This is a genomic window from Cupriavidus pampae (assembly GCF_914271485.1).
Classification (GTDB): domain Bacteria; phylum Pseudomonadota; class Gammaproteobacteria; order Burkholderiales; family Burkholderiaceae; genus Cupriavidus; species Cupriavidus pampae.
In genome coordinates, this window is sequence record NZ_CAJZAG010000007.1 from 296,452 (window position 1) to 312,219 (window position 15,768).

Below are 15,768 nucleotides of genomic sequence, written 5' to 3' on the forward strand. Positions count from 1 at the left end.
TTTCATGGCCGTTTTTTTCAATGCCAGTTCAGCAGCTTGATCCACGCCGCCACCGTCACGCTCGACACGATCGTCGACAACACCACCGCCGATGACACTGCGGCTTCGCCCGCGCGGTAGCGCAGCGCCAGCAGGTACGAATTGATGCCAACCGGCATCGCCGCGAACATGGTGGCCACGCCGGCATAGGCAGGCGGCATCTCGAACACGTGGAACGCGATGACCCACACGAACAGTGGGTGCAGCACGAGCTTGCCGACCGTGATCAGCGCGGCCACGCCGAGTCCGTCGCGCAGGCGGTATTGATGCATCGAGACGCCGAGCGAGAAGAGCGCGCACGTCGATGCGGTGGCGCCGAACGCGTTGACGATGGCCGATACGGTACCGGTCAACGGAATCTGTAACGATCGCAGGACGGCGCCGAGCACCAGTGCGAGCACGATCGGGTTGCGCGCGAGGCGTTTGCCGACGCCCGCGAGGCGCGCGCCGATGGTGCCGCCCGGGGTGTCGCCATCCGCGCGTTCGATCAGCACGGTGGCCGCGGTCATCATGATCGGCAGGTGCACGGCCAGCAGCAGGAACAGCGGCACCTTGCCCGCATCCCCATACACCGCGAGGATGATCGGCACGCCGAAGAACACCGTGTTGGACTGGCTTGAAGCAAAGCCGCCGATCACCGCGGCCTGGCCCGCGGACATGCCGCGCCAGCGCATGAACAGCGTGAGCAATCCCCACACCAGCGCGCAGCCACCAAAGTACGCGACCCAATAGCCAACGTGGATGGCGGCGCCTTCGTTCGGCTGCGCCATGGTCTGCACGATCAGCGCGGGCACCGCCACCGCGAACACATATTCCGACAAGCCTTCGCCGACGCGCTGCGAGATCACGCCCATGGCCGCGAGCGCCCAGCCCGCAAGAACAATGGCGAACATGGGCAGGATCAGCTGGGTAAGGTCCATCGATAAGGCGGCGCGGCGTGCGAAACGAATGAAGTCGTGCATTGTATTGACGTCGCTACATTGTCGCCACCTTTGCCATGTTTGAACCACTTTGGGGCATGCGGCACATTGTGTCGCGCTGATGACGCGGGTGACGATAGCGACACCCCACCAACGACGGATGTGGGCGGAGCGGTTACATGCCGTTATCCGGGGAAAGAGTCGGCGCCATAGCGGGGCGCCAAGAAAGGGAGGAGACGGCACGGTGGGCAGCCGACGGGGCAGCCTGCACAACAAGAGGCCGAGAACATGAGCGATGCAGCATTGCGTCCCGCGACCAGCGGGGCCAGGAAGGCGTTGTTGATTGGCGGCGGGGCGCCGAATTCCACTCTGATTGCCGGCGCATTAGCGGCATTCCTCGATCACGGCATCGAATTCGATGTCATTTCCACAGCGGGCGCCGGGGCCCTGATGGGCCTGCTTTATACCGTGCCACGCGGCGGTGACCGACGCGCGGCGCTGGAACGCTGGATGGAAGCCGGCGTCGCCGACGAGATCTATCGGCATTTCCCGGTCAACTACAAGGTGTTCATGAAGCCGGGCGACACCGCCGATGTCTATCGGCAATGGCTCGCGGCGATGCCATGGACACGCCCGTTCTTCGATGCCTTCGGCGCCGATAGCCACAACGGGATGCAGGCGGACTGGATGCGGCTGATGCTCGCGAGCCTGTCGCCGAGCAGCCTCACGCCGAAAAGCCTGGGCCTGTGCGCGCATCTGCCGTTTGCCGAAGAGGCGATCGACTTCGACGCGCTGCGCGAGGGCAACAGGCACTTCTATATCAATGCGTACAACGTGACGCAGTCGCGCATGGAGATCTGGGGCAAGGACGACATCACGCCCGATCATATCCGCGCGGCCTTCGCGTTTCCGTTTATCTACCCGCCATATCGCATCGGCGACGACGACTACATCGAAGGCGCGGCGATCCAGCCGGTGAACTTCGGTGCGCTGGTGTCCGATAGCGATAACGCGCCGGGCCTGCATCGCGATCTCGACACGCTCGTGATCTTCGACATCCTCGGCTCCGAGAAGCTGATTCGCAAGCCGCGCGGGCTCTATGACGCGTGGGTGCAGTCGATCATCACGCCGCTGGTCGCGCTTGCGCGTCAGGACGTGCGCTTGTTCGAGCTCGAGCACAACCGCGATGCCGTGACCGGTCAGCCGAAGCGCAATCTGCTCAAGGTCGATCTGATGGGGGGCATACCGGCCGAGCACTGGCCGGAGGTCACCGATTGGTCGCGCTCGAACCTGCGCAAGCTGTTCGAGATCGGCCATGCGGCCGGCATGGCCTTCTGCGAAGAGCATGGGGCACTGCTGCGGCAGCCCTCCGCGCAACCCGTTCCCAATGTGCTGCCACGCGCCGACGCCGGCGCCGCAGCGCCGCTACAGACCGCGTGACAGGAGCGCGGCGATACAGCCGCGCCGGCACGCTCAACTTTCCATTACTACTCCAGGATTCCAATGACCATCGTCAAACGTATCGTCCTGACGCTCGTCCTGATCGCGCTTGTGCTGTCGGGCGTCAATGCCTGCGCACTCTGGCAGATTCATCGCTCGCAGGAGCGGCTGTTGTACCTCCAGTCCAAGGTGCTGCCGAGCTTCAAGGACCTCGACGCCGCCAAGGGCGCGGTGGCCGATATGCGCGTGTTTGGCTATCGCCACCTCGTGTTGTCCGACCCGCAGGCCAAGGCGCAGCTCGACAAGGTAATCGAAGGCGCGGTGGGGCGCTTCGATGCGGCCCTGCGTGACTACGAGCAGAACGACATCAAGGATGAGGCCGATCGCAAGATGCTCGAGGCCGATCGCGCGGGCATGCAGGCGTACCGCACGGCGCTGGTGCCGTTCTATGCGGCGTCCAATGCCAACGATATCGAGGCGGCGCGGCAGGTGCTGTCGCCGGGTGGCGCGCTCGACAAGGGCGCGGCGCAACTGCGTCAGGCCATCAACGATCATGTGGACTACAACACGAAGATCGCGGGTATGCAGGTGGCCGACAATACCGAGGCTTACCAGTGGGCGGTGGCCAATGTGGTGGGCGGATCGATCCTGGCGGCGATTGTGGCGTTTGTGTTTGGCGGGCTGCTGTGCCGCGTGGTGCGTCGCGGGCTGGACGGCATGCGGGCGTCGATCGAGCAGGTGAACGATACGCTCGACCTGTCGGTGCGCGCACCGGTGGCGCGGATGGATGAGATTGGCCACGCGGCACATGCTTTCAACGAGCTCATCGGTCGCATTCGCGAGGCAATGACGCTGGTGTTGCAGTCGACGTCGTCGGTCAGCACGGCGTCACGTCAGATCGCTAGCGGCAATGCCGACCTGTCGTCGCGCACGGCGCAGCAGGCGGCCTCGCTCGAGGAAACGGCATCGAGCATGACGGAGCTGACGGTCACGGTGCGTCAGAACGCGGACCATGCGCGCGAGGCCAACACGCTGGCGCTCGAGGCCAATGATGTGGCTGAAGCCGGTGTGACCGTGGTCGATCGCCTCGTGCATACGATGGAAGATCTGCATGGGGGCTCGGCCAAGATTGCCGAGATCACGACGCTGATCGAGGGTATTGCGTTCCAGACCAACATCCTGGCGCTGAACGCGGCGGTGGAAGCCGCGCGCGCGGGCGAGCAGGGACGAGGCTTTGCGGTGGTGGCGGGCGAGGTGCGTAGCCTCGCGCAGCGGTCGTCCGCGGCGGCGAAGGAGATCAAGGGGTTGATCGACGAGTCGGTGTCGTCGGTGCGCGAGGGCTCGGTGCAGGCCACGCAGGCGGGACAGACCATGAACGATGTGAAGCGCGCGATCCGACGGGTGAACGATCTGATTGGCGAGATTGCTTCGGCGTCTGACGAGCAGAGCCGCGGTATCGAGCAGGTGAACGAGGCGATCAATCAGATGGAGGGCATGACGCAGGAGAACGCGGCCCTGGTGGAGGAGGCCGCGGCGGCGTCGCACTCGCTGGAGGAGCAGGCGGCGACGCTGGATGGCGCGGTGTCGGCGTTTCGAGTCGAGGGTGGGGAGGGCTATCGTGCTTCGGCTGCGCCGGAGGCTGGATCTTGGCAGGGGCGGCGGTTGGCGATTGCCTGAGGTTGCTTGAGACGCCGGGGGCCCTCACCCCCGGCCCCTCTCCCCGAGGGAGAGGGGAGACAACAATGGGTGAATTAACCTTTCACCCTCACCCCCGGCCCCTCTCCCTCAAGGGAGAGGGGAGCAAACCGGTAGCGCGCGGGCGCGGCCACTGCGGTCGGCCACCACTGCGTACTCAAGCCGCATGCGCGCGTGGTGCGAAGCGGGCCAGCACATGGCCCGACATGCCCTTGGCCAGTTCCTCTTCGCCGAAGAACACCTTGCCGATGCCTTCCTTGTTGAGCAGCGCGGATTCTTCCTCGCTGTGCGTGCGCAGCACGATCTCGATAGTCGGGTTGAGCGCGCGCGCGATGTTGGCCATCTGACGCACGTCGAGCGGATTGGCCGTGGCCACCACCAGCAGCGCCGCGTTGGCGATATGCGCCTGGATCAGTACCGCCGGGTCCACCGCATCGCCGGACACCGCGGCGATGCCGCGCTTGCGCAGGCTCTCCACCAGTTCACGATTCTGTTCGGCCACCACGTACGGCACCCCGCTCGACTCGAGCGCGGCGGCAATGCGGCGGCCGACGCGGCCGTAGCCGACCAGTACCACCTGACCTTCGAGGTACTTGCGCTCGGTGGTCATCGGCAGTTCCGCATACGGATCCTCACGCTGCTCCAGCTTGCGCGCAAATTCGGAACGGTCGAGAATCCAGCGCCGCAGTGGCTCGATGCAGGCGAACAGCAACGGGTTCAGCGCAATCGAGATCAGGGCGCCAGCCAGCACGAGGCTCATGCCCTCCTGTGGCAGCAGCTTGAGCGACAGCCCCAGCCCGGCCAGGATGAACGAGAACTCACCGATCTGCGCCAGACTCGCCGAGACCGTCAGCGCGGTATTGAGCGGATAGCGGAACGCGAGCACCAGTGCCAGCGCCGCGATCGACTTGCCGAAGATGATGATCAGCACCACGCCGAGCACATGCAGCGGCTCCGCGATCAGGATATGCGGGTCGAACAGCATGCCGACCGAGACGAAGAACAGCACCGAGAACGCGTCGCGCAGTGGCAGCGATTCCTCGGCCGCGCGATGGCTGAACTCGGACTCGCGCATGACCATGCCCGAGAAGAACGCGCCGAGCGCGAACGACACGCTGAACAGCGCGGCCGCGCCGTAGGCGATACCGATCGCCGAAGCGACGACAGACAGCGTGAACAACTCGCGCGAACCCGTGCGTGCCACCTGCCACAACAGCCACGGCAGAATCCGTCGACCGGCCACCAGCATCACCGCGACGAAGGCCGCCACCTGCAGCAGCGTCTTGCCGATCGTGAGCCACAACGCGCCGCCGCTGCCATCGTCGGCCGCGCCGGCGGTGCCCAGCGCGCCCGCCGCGGAGCCGCCCAGCACGCCGGCCAGCGGCGGCAGCAACACCAGCACCAGCACCGTGGCGAGATCTTCCACCACGAGCCAGCCCACCGCGATGCGTCCGTTCATGCTTTCCAGCACGCCGCGCGTCTCCAGCGCCTTGAGCAGTACCACCGTGCTCGCGCAGGACAGCGACAGGCCGAAGATCAGCCCCGCGCCCCAGTCCCAGCCCCACCACCACGCCACGCCCATGCCGAGCACGGTGGCCAGCGCCATCTGCGCCACGGCACCGGGTACGGCAATCCGTTTGACGGCCAGCAGGTCGCGTAACGAAAAATGCAGGCCCACGCCGAACATCAGCAGCATGACGCCGATCTCGGATAGTTGTGAGGCGAGGTTGACGTCGGCGACGAAGCCCGGCGTAGCCGGGCCGATGATGATGCCGGCCAGCAGATAACCGACGAGAGCCGGTACTTTGAGGCGCTCAGCGATGAACCCGAGAATCAGTGCGATACCGAATCCGGCTGCGAGCGTGGTGATCAGGGAGATATTGTGGTCCATTCAGCGGGCATGTTTCGAGCGGGCTGAAAACGGGCGAGGCGCCGGCTTTCATCAGGATTTGAGAAGGGCGTCGCGCTTGGCGGATCGCGTTTGCGCAAGCCACATGGTATCGCATGAATGGCGAAAGCCCGCGATAAGCCGCTCACCGAGGGTTATGGCCGACCGTCCAGGCATGCACCCGACGCAGGCATTCAGCCCTGCCGTGGTGCATATTTCAGGCATCGCTCTTGCAGTGTAACGACTTCCCCTCAAGGTCAAGGAGAAGTAATGAGTTTCGCCAAGCTAGCTAGCCTGATGGTCGCGGCAGGTATCCTGAGCGGCGCCGCACAAGCCGCCGAGCCGCTCACGGGCACGCTGCAGAAGATCAAAGACACGGGTGTCATCACGCTGGGCGTGCGGGATTCGTCCATTCCGTTCAACTACAACCTCGGCGGCGTGCGCCAGGTCGGTTACTCCTACGATATCAACACGAAGATCGTGGAAGCCATCAAGGAGCAACTGAAGCTGCCGACGCTGCAGGTCAAGGAAATCCCGATCACCGCGCAGAACCGCATCACGCTGCTGCAGAACGGGACGATCGACATCGAGTGCGGCTCGACCACCAATAACCTGGACCGCCAGAAGCAGGTGTCGTTCACCAACACCATCTTCATCATCGGCACGCGCATGCTGGTGAACAAGAGCAGCGGCATCAAGGACTGGGCCGACCTCAAGGGCAAGAATGTGGTGACGACCGCTGGCACCACGTCCGAGCGCCTGCTGCGCAAGATGAACGACGAGCAGCAGATGGGCATGAACATCATCAGCACCAAGGACCACGGTCAGTCGTTCCTGACGCTGGAGTCCGGCCGTGCCGTGGCGTTCATGATGGACGATGCGCTGCTGTTCGGGGAGCGCGCCAAGGCCCGCAACATGAACGACTGGATCGTCGTCGGCAAGCCGCAGTCGCGTGAGGCCTATGGCTGCATGCTGCGCAAGGACGATGCGCCGTTCAAGAAGCTGTCGGACAACGTCATCGCGGGCCTGATGAAGGACGGCGAGATCAAGACGATGTACACCAAGTGGTTCCAGGCAGCGGTACCGCCCAAGGGCCTGAACCTGGACTTCCCGCTGTCGGAAGATATGAAGGCACTGTTCAAGACGCCGAACGACAAGGCGCTGGACTGATGTCTTTCAGGCGTTGTTGCCGAATTCGCGCAACAACGCCTCCCGGTCCTGATCGAGCGCCGGCGGGTTGCGCACCCCGCGCAATGCCGGTGACTCGCCCACCTTGACCGGATTGCCCGCCACGCGCAGCGTGCGCGCCGCGCCGATGCCGATATCGAGCAGCATCTCGCGCGCGGCCACATGCGGGTCGTCGAGAATCTGCGGCACGCCGTTGAGCGGGCCATGCGGCACGCCCGCGGCTTCCAGAATCGTTTCCCAGTGCGCGGTAGTGTCCTGCATCAGCCGCTCCTCGAGCACGGCCTTGAGCGCCACGTGATGCTCGTTACGCGCCGGCACGTTGATAAAGCGCGCATCGCGTACCCATGCGGGGCGATCGAGCGCCTCGCACAGCTTGCCGAACAGCGTGTCGTTGCCGACCGCGATCACGATAAAGCCATCGCCAGTGGCAAACATGTCGAATGGCGTGATCGATGGATGCCGCGTGCCGAGCGGCCTGGGCACACTGCCGGTGGCCGAATAACGCGCGATCGGATTTTCCAGTAACGCCACCTGGCAATCGAGCATCGAGATATCGACGCGCTCGCCCACGCCACTCTGCGCGCGCTTGAGCAACGCGGCCTGAATGCCGATGGTCGCGTAGAGCCCCGCGCCGATATCGCCAATCGACACGCCCACGCGCGCGGGATTGCCGCCCGCTTCGCCGGTGACGCTCATCAGCCCGCCCATCGCCTGCACCACCATGTCGTAGGCAGGGCGATTGCGATAGGGACCGGTCTGGCCAAACCCCGAGATCGACGCGAACACCAGCCGCGGATGGCGCGCATGCAGCGCCTCCCACGTATAGCCGAGCCGCGCCATGACGCCCGCGCGGAAGTTCTCCACCAGCACATCGGCGGTCTCGAGCATGCGGTCGAGCACCGCGCGATCCTCGGGGCGCTTGAGGTCGAGCGCGATCGACTGCTTGTTGCGGTTGATCGAGGCGAAGTACGCGGACTCGCCATCGACGAACGGGCCGACCTGGCGCGAGTCGTCACCGCCGTCGGGGTTCTCGATCTTGATCACGCGCGCGCCGAGGTCGGCAAGCATCATCGTGCAGTACGGGCCGGCGAGCACCCGCGTGAGGTCGACGACGGTGATGCCGGCGAGGGGGAGATGCGTGTCCTGCGTCATGAAGCGAGCTCCTGCTCAGTCGATCTTTGCGCCACTGGAAACCGCGAGGTCCACGCCGGTCTTGCCTTCGCGCGCGGCGAACTCGCGGAACTCGGCGACCGACGACGACACCGAGATCTCGTCGCCTTGCGCGAGGAAGCGTTTCTTGAGTTCGGGGTCGGCCATCACCTTTGCGGTGGCCGCGAACAGCCGGTCGATGATCTCGGGCGGCGTCCTGGCGGGGGCAAACAGGCCGTACCAGACCGACAGGTCGTAGCCCTTGAGGCCGCTCTCGTCGATGGTCGGCAGTTGCGGGCTCGAATTCGAACGCTGTACGGACGTCACCGCAAGCGGGATGACCTTGTGCGTGTCGATCATCGGCTTGACCGATGGCGCGGTGCCGAATGTCAGCTGCACGTCGCCGGCCGCCACGGCCTGCGCCGACGGCGCGCCGCCCTTGTACGGCACGTGGGTCATCTGCACGTTGGCCAGCTTGGTGAAGTACACGCCCGCCAGATGCGTGATCACGCCATTGCCGGACGAAGAGTAGTTGAGCTTGCCCGGTTGCGCCTTGGCCTGCGAGATCAGGTCGGTCACGCTCTTGATGCCCGAGTCCTTGTTGACGGCGAGGATCAGCGGCGCGGCCGAGAGTTTGGTGATCGGCACGAAGTCCGATGCCTCGTAACGGATCTTGGGGTACATCACCTTGTCGCCGCCCATCAGGCTGGCGGTGGCGATAAGCAGCGTGTAGCCATCCGGTGCGGACTTGGCGGCGAACTCGGCGGCGATCGTGGTGCCGGCGCCGGGGCGGTTGTCGACGACCACGGGCTGGCCGAGCTCGCGGCTGAGCGCGTCGCCGTAGAGGCGCGCGGAGTTGTCCGCGCCGCCACCGGGCGGGAAGCCGATGACTAGGCGGATCGGCTTGTTCGGATAACCGGTGGCCGCGTTCGGCGTCGCCTGCGCGGAGGCCGTCGCGGGCAGCAGGGCCGACGCCATGCCAAGCGCGGCAAGCGCTGCGATAACGATCCTGGGGTGGTGCAACTGCTGGGTCATGCTTGTCTCCTCCGTAGCTGTCTCGCTACTGTTGGTCATTGCCCGATGGTGGTTGCTGAAATGCCGGTGCTTATTTGCCCGTGTTCATTTGCCGGTGCTCATTTTCCGGTGAACGCTGGCGCGCGTTTCTCCTTCCATGCCGCCGCGCCTTCGCGCAGGTCCTGCGAGGTTTCCGCGCGATGCTGGTCGCGCACCAGCGCTTCCACATCGAGCTGACCGCGCGCAATCGCGTTGAGATGCTGCTTCATGCCAAGCAGGGCGATCGGCGCCATCGACGCAAGCTGCGTGGAAAGCTCGCCCACACGCGCCTGCAACGTATCGGCGGCCACCATCTCGGTGAGAAAGCCGATGCGCAGCATGGTCTGCGCGTCGATGCGATCGGTGGTCAGGAACAGATGCTTGGCCGCGTTGAGGCCGAGCCGGGAGACATAGCGCTCCAGGCCGCCGCGATAGAAATGCAGGCCGAGCCGCGCCGCGGGCATGAACATGTCGCAGTCGGGCACGCCGATGCGGAAGTCGCATGCAAGGCAGAGGTCGGTGGCGCCGCCGTAGACGCCGCCGTGGATCGCGGCGATCGTAATCGGGCGCGCGTGCTCGATCACGTCCATGGTCTCGCCAAAATTCACGGCGCTTTCGTCCGCCTTGCCCCCGAGCGAGCCAATGTCGTAACCGCTGCAGAAGTATTTGCCGGCACCGACGAAGCGCAATACCAATACGTGATCCATCCGATTGACGGCCAGCACATGGTCGCGCAGTGTGCGTACATCTTCCGGCGACAGCCGATTGGCCACTGCGGGACGCTGCAGCGATATCGTGGCGATGCGGCCCTCCACGGAGAGAACCGGTTTGCTATCATCCATTCCGTAATATCTCAGAGTCGAATTGATATATTTGCGAAGCCTATAGATATTTTTATTAAGGACGAACAGGGGTATACCCGTGCAATCGTTACAGGACCGTATTCGCGAAAGCATCATTGCCGCCATTCAGAGCGGCGCGCTGCGTCCCGGCGCACAGATCGACGAGAAGGCGCTGGCCGAACAATTCGACAGTTCGCGTACGCCCGTGCGCGAAGCCTTGCTGATGCTGGCCGCGCAGGGGCTCGTGACCATCGTGCCGCGCGCCGGCATGTTCGTGCATCGGCCGAGCGCGGCCGAGCTGGTGGCCATGTTCGAGACGCTGGCCGAAATGGAGGGCGTGGTCGCGCGGCTGGCCACGCAGCGCATGACCGCGGCGGGCCGGCATGCGCTGGCGCGCGCGCACGAGGAGGCCGGCGCACAGGTCGCGCGCGGCAACACGGCCGCCTATGTCGAGGCCAATCGCCGTTTTCATGAGGTCGTCTATCAGACCGCGGCCAACCCGTACCTGTCCGAGCAGATCATTCAGCTGCGACGGCGGCTCGCGATCTACTGGCAGGGCAAGGGACTGATCAACGACGCGCGCGTGCCGAGTTCGTATCGCGAGCACGGCTATGTGGTCGAGGCCATCCTCGCGGGCCAGGCCGATGCCGCCGCGGATGCGATGCGCACGCACGTGTCGGCGGGCGGCAAGGCGATTGCCGACCTGGTGCTGCTGGCGTGCGCGGCCGAGGCGGAGGTGGAACTGACGGTGCAGCACGATGGCTGAGCGATCGGAACGACCGGAGGGGCGGGAGGGGGGCGAGCGACGGACTGGCACGCAGAGCATCGAGCGCGCGCTCGACATCCTGCGCATCGTCGCGATGGGCGGGCATGCCGGCATGCGGCTCAAGGAGATCGTCGCGGCCGCGGGGCTGGCGGAAGCGACAGTCGTGCGCATCGTGCAGGGGCTGGTGGCCAACGGCATGCTCGCACGCAATGAGCGCTCCAGCCGCATCGTGTTTGGCCAGCTCGCGCAGGAATTCGGCATGCTGACGGCCGGCGAGCCGTCGGTGGATGTCGAGCACTGGCATCCGATCGTGCAGGACCTGGCGGCGATCACCGGCGAGACCATCTATCTGAACCGGCGCAATGGGCACGACTCGGTCTGCATGGACGTGTCGATGGGCGCGCAGCCGGTGCAGGCGCATCCGATCGCCGTCGGCGTGCGGCGGCCGCTCGGCGCGGGCGGAGGGGGGCTGGCGATCCTGATGTCGATGCCGGACGAAGAGGTCGCGCGCAGCCTCGCCCACAATGCGACGCGCTATCCGTACTACGGTCTCGACTCCGCCGGCGTGCACGCGCTGGTGACCAGCGGCCGCGCGCGTGGCTATGCGCTGCTGCAGGGGCTGACGATCCGCGGCGTATCGGTGGTGGGGCTGACGGTGCCGGGGCCGGTGCCCTATCTGTCGTTGTGCGTGTCGGGTCTGAGCTCGCGGTTATCGGGGCCGGTACTCGATGAAACCGCCGCGATGTTGCGCGCGCGGCTGGACCTCGAGGCCCGGCGGATGGGGCTGATCTAGAGGACATTTGAAACTCCACAATGCGGAGTTTCGCCGGGCGGTGATGTGCCGGATACTGTGTCGTGCTTCGATAATCGTTCGAAAGCAAAAACGACATTTCATCCGGGAGACCACATCTTGAAGCCATCACGCTCTCCGCGCCTGATCGCGGCGTTGTTGCTGGCGTGCGCGTCCGCCTTCGCGCATGGCCAGTCGTATCCGACCAAGCCGGTCCGCATCGTCGTGCCGTTCGCGCCCGGCGGCGGCCTGGACAATATGACGCGGCGCGTCGCGCAGAAGCTCACCGAGCAGACCGGCAATACCTTCCTTGTCGAGAACAAGGCCGGCGCGAGCGGCACCATCGGCATCGCGCAAGTGGCCCGCGCCGCGCCGGACGGCACCACGCTGCTGGCCAACGACGGCTCGTACACGATGCTGCCGTATGTGTTCAAGACACTCGCCTGGGACCACGCCAATGACTTTGTGCCGATCACCACGACTTCGGTGTCACCGGCCATCCTCGCGGTGGGCCCGAACACCCGCTTCACTACGGTGGCGGAACTCGTGCGCTATGCCAAGGCGCATCCGGGCGAGGTGACCTACGGCACTGGCGGCGTCGGCAGCTCGCTGCATTTCGCTACCGAGCAGTTCGCGCAGGCGGCCGGCATCACGCTGCGCCATATCCCGTTCAAAGGCGCTGGCGAAGCGATGGCCGCAGTGGCCGGCGGGACCGTCGATATCGCCATGGGTGGCCCATCCTCGGCGCTGACGCTGGCACAGGCCGGCAAGGTGCGGGCGCTCGCGGTCAGCGCCTCACACCGGCTTTCGGTGTTGCCGCAGGTGCCCACGTTCAGCGAGTCCGGCATCGACTACCAGATGAGCTACTGGACTGGCCTGGCCGCACCGAAGGGCACGCCGCCGGAGATCATCACGTTCCTGCAGAAGCAGGTGGCGAAGTCGATGGAAGGCGAGGACGTGCGCGCGTATTACACGTCGATTGGCGCGGACCCGGGCGGTATGCCGAGCGCGGAGTTCGCCACGTTCATGCGCAACGAGGTCGGCCGCTGGAAGTCGGTGGCGGCCGGGGCCGGCATCCAGCCCGAATGAATGATGAGGGATGTGAGCAGTCGATGACGAGCATGCATGCGATGTTCCCGCCGCGCGCGCCCGTGGTGCGCGAGGCGGAGGTGTTCAGCCGGTTGCCGGATCGCTTTCGCCGCGAGACGGTATCCGACTGGGGCCAGATCAACCGACCGGGCCATCAGGTCGATTCCTTCCTCGAAGGCCCTGTGTTCGACCGCGCGGGCAATCTCTACGTCTGCGATATCCCGCATGGCCGCATCTTCCGCATCGCACCGCATGGCGAATGGACGCTGGTCGCACAGTACGACGGCGAGCCCAACGGCCTCAAGTTCCATGACGACGATCATCTGATTGCGGCCGACTATCGCCGTGGGCTGGTGCGCATCGACGTGCGCGACGGCAGCGTGACGCCGCATCTGTCGCGCCGCCACAGCGAAAGCTTCAAGGGCCTCAACGATCTGATCTTCGATCACGCGGGCAACCTGTACTTCACCGATCAGGGGCAATCGGGCATGCACGACCCGGCGGGCCGGCTGTATCGGCTCTCGCGCGATGGCAGGCTCGACGTGCTGGTCGATGGCATCCCGAGCCCGAACGGCGTGTGCCTGTCGCCCGACGAGCGCGTGCTCTATCTGGCGGTGACGCGCGCCAATGCGATCTGGCGCGTGCCGCTGCATGCGGACGGCGGCGTCTCGAAGGTCGGCGTGTTTTTTACGTCTTACGGCCCCGCGGGGCCGGATGGGCTGGCCATGACGGCCGATGGCCTGTTGCTGGCCGCCAATCCGGGGCTGGGCCATGTGTGGGTGCTGAACGCGCGCGCGGAGCCGGTGATGGTGCTGCGCAGCCCGTCCGGCACGTCGGTGACCAATATCGCGTTTGGCGGCGAAGGGCGGCGCACCGTCTATTGCACCGAGTCGTCCACGGGCACCGTGCTATGCGCGACGATCGATCAACCAGGGCTGAGGCTGGCGCAGGCCGGCGACGCCCAGCCATGAGGAACTCGCGATGATGCAAGACCTGCCTACCGTCACCGCACGCCGCGTGCAGATGCGCCTGCGTCTCGAATCGGGCCGCACGCTGTGGGTACCGGGCGCGTACGACGTGCTGAGCGCGCGCATGATCGTCCATGCCGGCTTCGAGGCCGTGGTGGTGAGCGGCTTTGGTGTGTCCGCCTCGATGCTCGGCATGCCCGACACCGAGCTCTACACGATGACCGAGAACCTGTCGGTGGTGCGCGCGGTGTGCAACACGGTGCCGGTGCCCGTCATGGCCGATTGCGATACCGGCTACGGCAATGCGATCAACGTCATGCGCACCGTGCGCGAGTTCGAGGCCGCCGGCGCGGCGTCCATTACGCTCGAGGATCAGATCTCGCCCAAAAAGTGTCCGGCGGTCAGCGATGCCACGTCGCTGCTGTCGCTCGACGAGGCGGTGGGCAAGATTCGCGCGGCGGTGGCCGCGCGCCGCGATCCGTCGATGGCCATTATCGCGCGCACCGATGCGCGCACGCCCGAAGACGCGATCGAGCGCGGCCGGGCCTATGCCGCGGCCGGTGCCGATGTGATCAAGCCCATCAGCAAGTGTTTCGACTCGTTCGAGGGCCTCGTGCAGCTGCGCGACGCTGTGCAGCGGCCACTGGCGATCTCGCTGCTCGGCAAGCTGCAGCGCAATCTGTCCACCGGGCAGATCGAAGAACTCGGTGGCATCTGCACGTTCCCGTTGCTGCCGCTGCTGACCGCGGCCGCGGCGCTGCAGAGCAACCTTGTCGCACTGAGGCAGAGCCTGCGGCCCGACACGGTACCGATTGCGCCGATGCGCGAGATGGACTTCAAGCAATGGATCGGCTTCGAGCACGTGGAGGAGCTTGAACGTCAGTTCCTGCCGCAGACGCGCTGAAGTACCGATACGCGCGGACGATCCAAAAATAAAGAGAGGAGACACATCATGATCACGCGACGCACGTTCTGCGGCGCCTTCGGGACCGTTCTGGGCGCAACACTGGCCGGTGCCGCCTCGCGAGTGCATGCCGTCGAACCGTGGCCGAACCGGCCGCTGCGCATCATCGTGCCGTTCACCGGCGGCAGCGGCGCCGACGCGACCGCGCGCTTCTATGCCGAGAAGATGTCGCCGATGCTGGGTCAGCCCATCATCGTCGAGAACCGTCCCGGCGCGGACGGCGCGATCGGCATCATGGCGGTCAAGGCGTTGCCCGCGGATGGGTACACGATCCTGCAAGGCAGCATCGGCCCGATGACGGTCAATCCGGCGATCAACGCGGACCTTCAGTACGACCCGATGCGCGACTTCGTGCCGCTGACCGGATACGGCCGCAATATGAACGTGATCGTCGTTGCCAACGAGTCGAAGCTGAACAGCTTTGCCGATCTGCTGGCAAGCGCGAAGGCCACGCCGAACGGGCTCAATATGGGCACGTTCTCGCCGACGCTCGCGCTCACGGGCGCGTGGCTGGGCAAGCTCGCGGGTGCAAAGTTCAACAACATTCCGTACAAGGGGCAAGGGCAGGTGATGACCGAGGTCATCGGCAATCAGCTCGACTTCGGCATGGTGGATCTGGGCGGGGCGTCCACGCTGATTCGCACCGGCAAGCTGCGCGCGCTCGCGGTCACCGGCGATGCGCGGCACGCGGACTTCCCGAATATCCCGACGGTCAAGGAGAGCGGCATCGCCGAATTCTCGCAATACAGCTGGAATGCGTTCTACGTGCGCGCCGATACGCCGGCGGCAATTCGCGCGAAGCTCGGCGAGATGATCCGCACCGTGATGACGAGCGACGCGACCATCCGCGCGCTGTATGCGCCCAAAGGCAGCGAAGGCATTCCGCTCACGCCCGCGCAGATGCAGAAGCTGCAGCAGGAAGAGATGGCACGCTTCCGCCGCGTGGCCGCCGACGTCGGCATGGCCCCACGCTGATA

At 65.5% G+C, this 15,768-nt stretch carries 14 protein-coding genes; 9 read left to right on the forward strand and 5 right to left on the reverse strand.

Going from position 1 to position 15,768, the window contains the following annotated elements:
* Nucleotides 1-17: 17 nt before the first annotated feature.
* Entirely contained in the window at nucleotides 18-959 is a 942-nt protein-coding gene (locus tag LDO41_RS18990) for an AEC family transporter (RefSeq protein ID WP_223991013.1), read from the reverse strand.
* A 288-nt stretch (nucleotides 960-1,247) separates the two neighbouring features.
* On the opposite strand from LDO41_RS18990, the gene LDO41_RS18995 reads away from it, so the two are divergent.
* Both LDO41_RS18995 and LDO41_RS34225 read left to right on the forward strand, forming a co-directional pair.
* A complete protein-coding gene (locus tag LDO41_RS18995; RefSeq protein WP_223991015.1) occupies nucleotides 1,248-2,399 on the forward strand; it encodes a patatin-like phospholipase family protein in 1,152 nt (383 codons plus the stop codon).
* 63 nt (nucleotides 2,400-2,462) lie between these two features.
* Nucleotides 2,463-4,076 (forward strand): methyl-accepting chemotaxis protein, encoded by a 1,614-nt coding sequence (locus LDO41_RS34225; protein WP_290370897.1) that lies wholly within the window; start codon nucleotides 2,463-2,465, stop codon nucleotides 4,074-4,076.
* Nucleotides 4,077-4,251: 175 nt separating this feature from the next.
* Here LDO41_RS34225 and ybaL read toward each other — a convergent pair whose 3' ends face one another.
* On the reverse strand, nucleotides 4,252-5,985 hold the full coding sequence (gene ybaL / locus LDO41_RS19010; RefSeq protein WP_223991017.1) for a YbaL family putative K(+) efflux transporter: 1,734 nt from the start codon (nucleotides 5,983-5,985) through the stop codon (nucleotides 4,252-4,254).
* Nucleotides 5,986-6,252: 267 nt separating this feature from the next.
* Between ybaL and LDO41_RS19015 the strand changes: the two genes are divergently transcribed.
* On the forward strand, nucleotides 6,253-7,152 hold the full coding sequence (locus LDO41_RS19015; RefSeq protein ID WP_223991019.1) for a glutamate/aspartate ABC transporter substrate-binding protein: 900 nt from the start codon (nucleotides 6,253-6,255) through the stop codon (nucleotides 7,150-7,152).
* Nucleotides 7,153-7,158: 6 nt separating this feature from the next.
* Here the strand turns inward: LDO41_RS19015 and LDO41_RS19020 are convergent, their stop codons facing one another.
* From LDO41_RS19020 to LDO41_RS19030, 3 genes are all read right to left on the reverse strand, one after another.
* Nucleotides 7,159-8,322: a CaiB/BaiF CoA transferase family protein gene (locus LDO41_RS19020; RefSeq protein ID WP_223991021.1), complete on the reverse strand. Its 1,164-nt coding sequence runs from the start codon at nucleotides 8,320-8,322 to the stop codon at nucleotides 7,159-7,161.
* Nucleotides 8,323-8,337: 15 nt separating this feature from the next.
* Nucleotides 8,338-9,297 (reverse strand): tripartite tricarboxylate transporter substrate binding protein, encoded by a 960-nt coding sequence (locus LDO41_RS19025; RefSeq protein WP_377741714.1) that lies wholly within the window; start codon nucleotides 9,295-9,297, stop codon nucleotides 8,338-8,340.
* 155 nt (nucleotides 9,298-9,452) lie between these two features.
* Nucleotides 9,453-10,214 (reverse strand): enoyl-CoA hydratase/isomerase family protein, encoded by a 762-nt coding sequence (locus LDO41_RS19030; RefSeq protein ID WP_223991025.1) that lies wholly within the window; start codon nucleotides 10,212-10,214, stop codon nucleotides 9,453-9,455.
* Between the two features lie 79 nt (nucleotides 10,215-10,293).
* On the opposite strand from LDO41_RS19030, the gene LDO41_RS19035 reads away from it, so the two are divergent.
* The 6 genes from LDO41_RS19035 to LDO41_RS19060 all read left to right on the forward strand — a co-directional run bounded on the left by LDO41_RS19035 (nucleotide 10,294) and on the right by LDO41_RS19060 (nucleotide 15,766).
* Nucleotides 10,294-10,980: a GntR family transcriptional regulator gene (locus LDO41_RS19035; RefSeq protein ID WP_223991027.1), complete on the forward strand. Its 687-nt coding sequence runs from the start codon at nucleotides 10,294-10,296 to the stop codon at nucleotides 10,978-10,980.
* Entirely contained in the window at nucleotides 10,973-11,773 is an 801-nt protein-coding gene (locus LDO41_RS19040; protein WP_223991029.1) for an IclR family transcriptional regulator, read from the forward strand. The genes LDO41_RS19035 and LDO41_RS19040 overlap by 8 nt, the downstream gene beginning before the upstream one ends.
* A gap of 117 nt (nucleotides 11,774-11,890) precedes the next feature.
* Complete coding sequence (locus LDO41_RS19045; protein ID WP_223991031.1) at nucleotides 11,891-12,859, forward strand: Bug family tripartite tricarboxylate transporter substrate binding protein; 969 nt, start codon at nucleotides 11,891-11,893, stop codon at nucleotides 12,857-12,859.
* Between the two features lie 41 nt (nucleotides 12,860-12,900).
* A complete protein-coding gene (locus tag LDO41_RS19050) occupies nucleotides 12,901-13,830 on the forward strand; it encodes an SMP-30/gluconolactonase/LRE family protein (protein WP_223991416.1) in 930 nt (309 codons plus the stop codon).
* Nucleotides 13,831-13,840: 10 nt separating this feature from the next.
* A complete protein-coding gene (locus tag LDO41_RS19055) occupies nucleotides 13,841-14,731 on the forward strand; it encodes an isocitrate lyase/PEP mutase family protein (RefSeq protein ID WP_223991032.1) in 891 nt (296 codons plus the stop codon).
* 48 nt (nucleotides 14,732-14,779) lie between these two features.
* Entirely contained in the window at nucleotides 14,780-15,766 is a 987-nt protein-coding gene (locus LDO41_RS19060; RefSeq protein WP_223991034.1) for a Bug family tripartite tricarboxylate transporter substrate binding protein, read from the forward strand.
* Nucleotides 15,767-15,768: the final 2 nt, after the last annotated feature.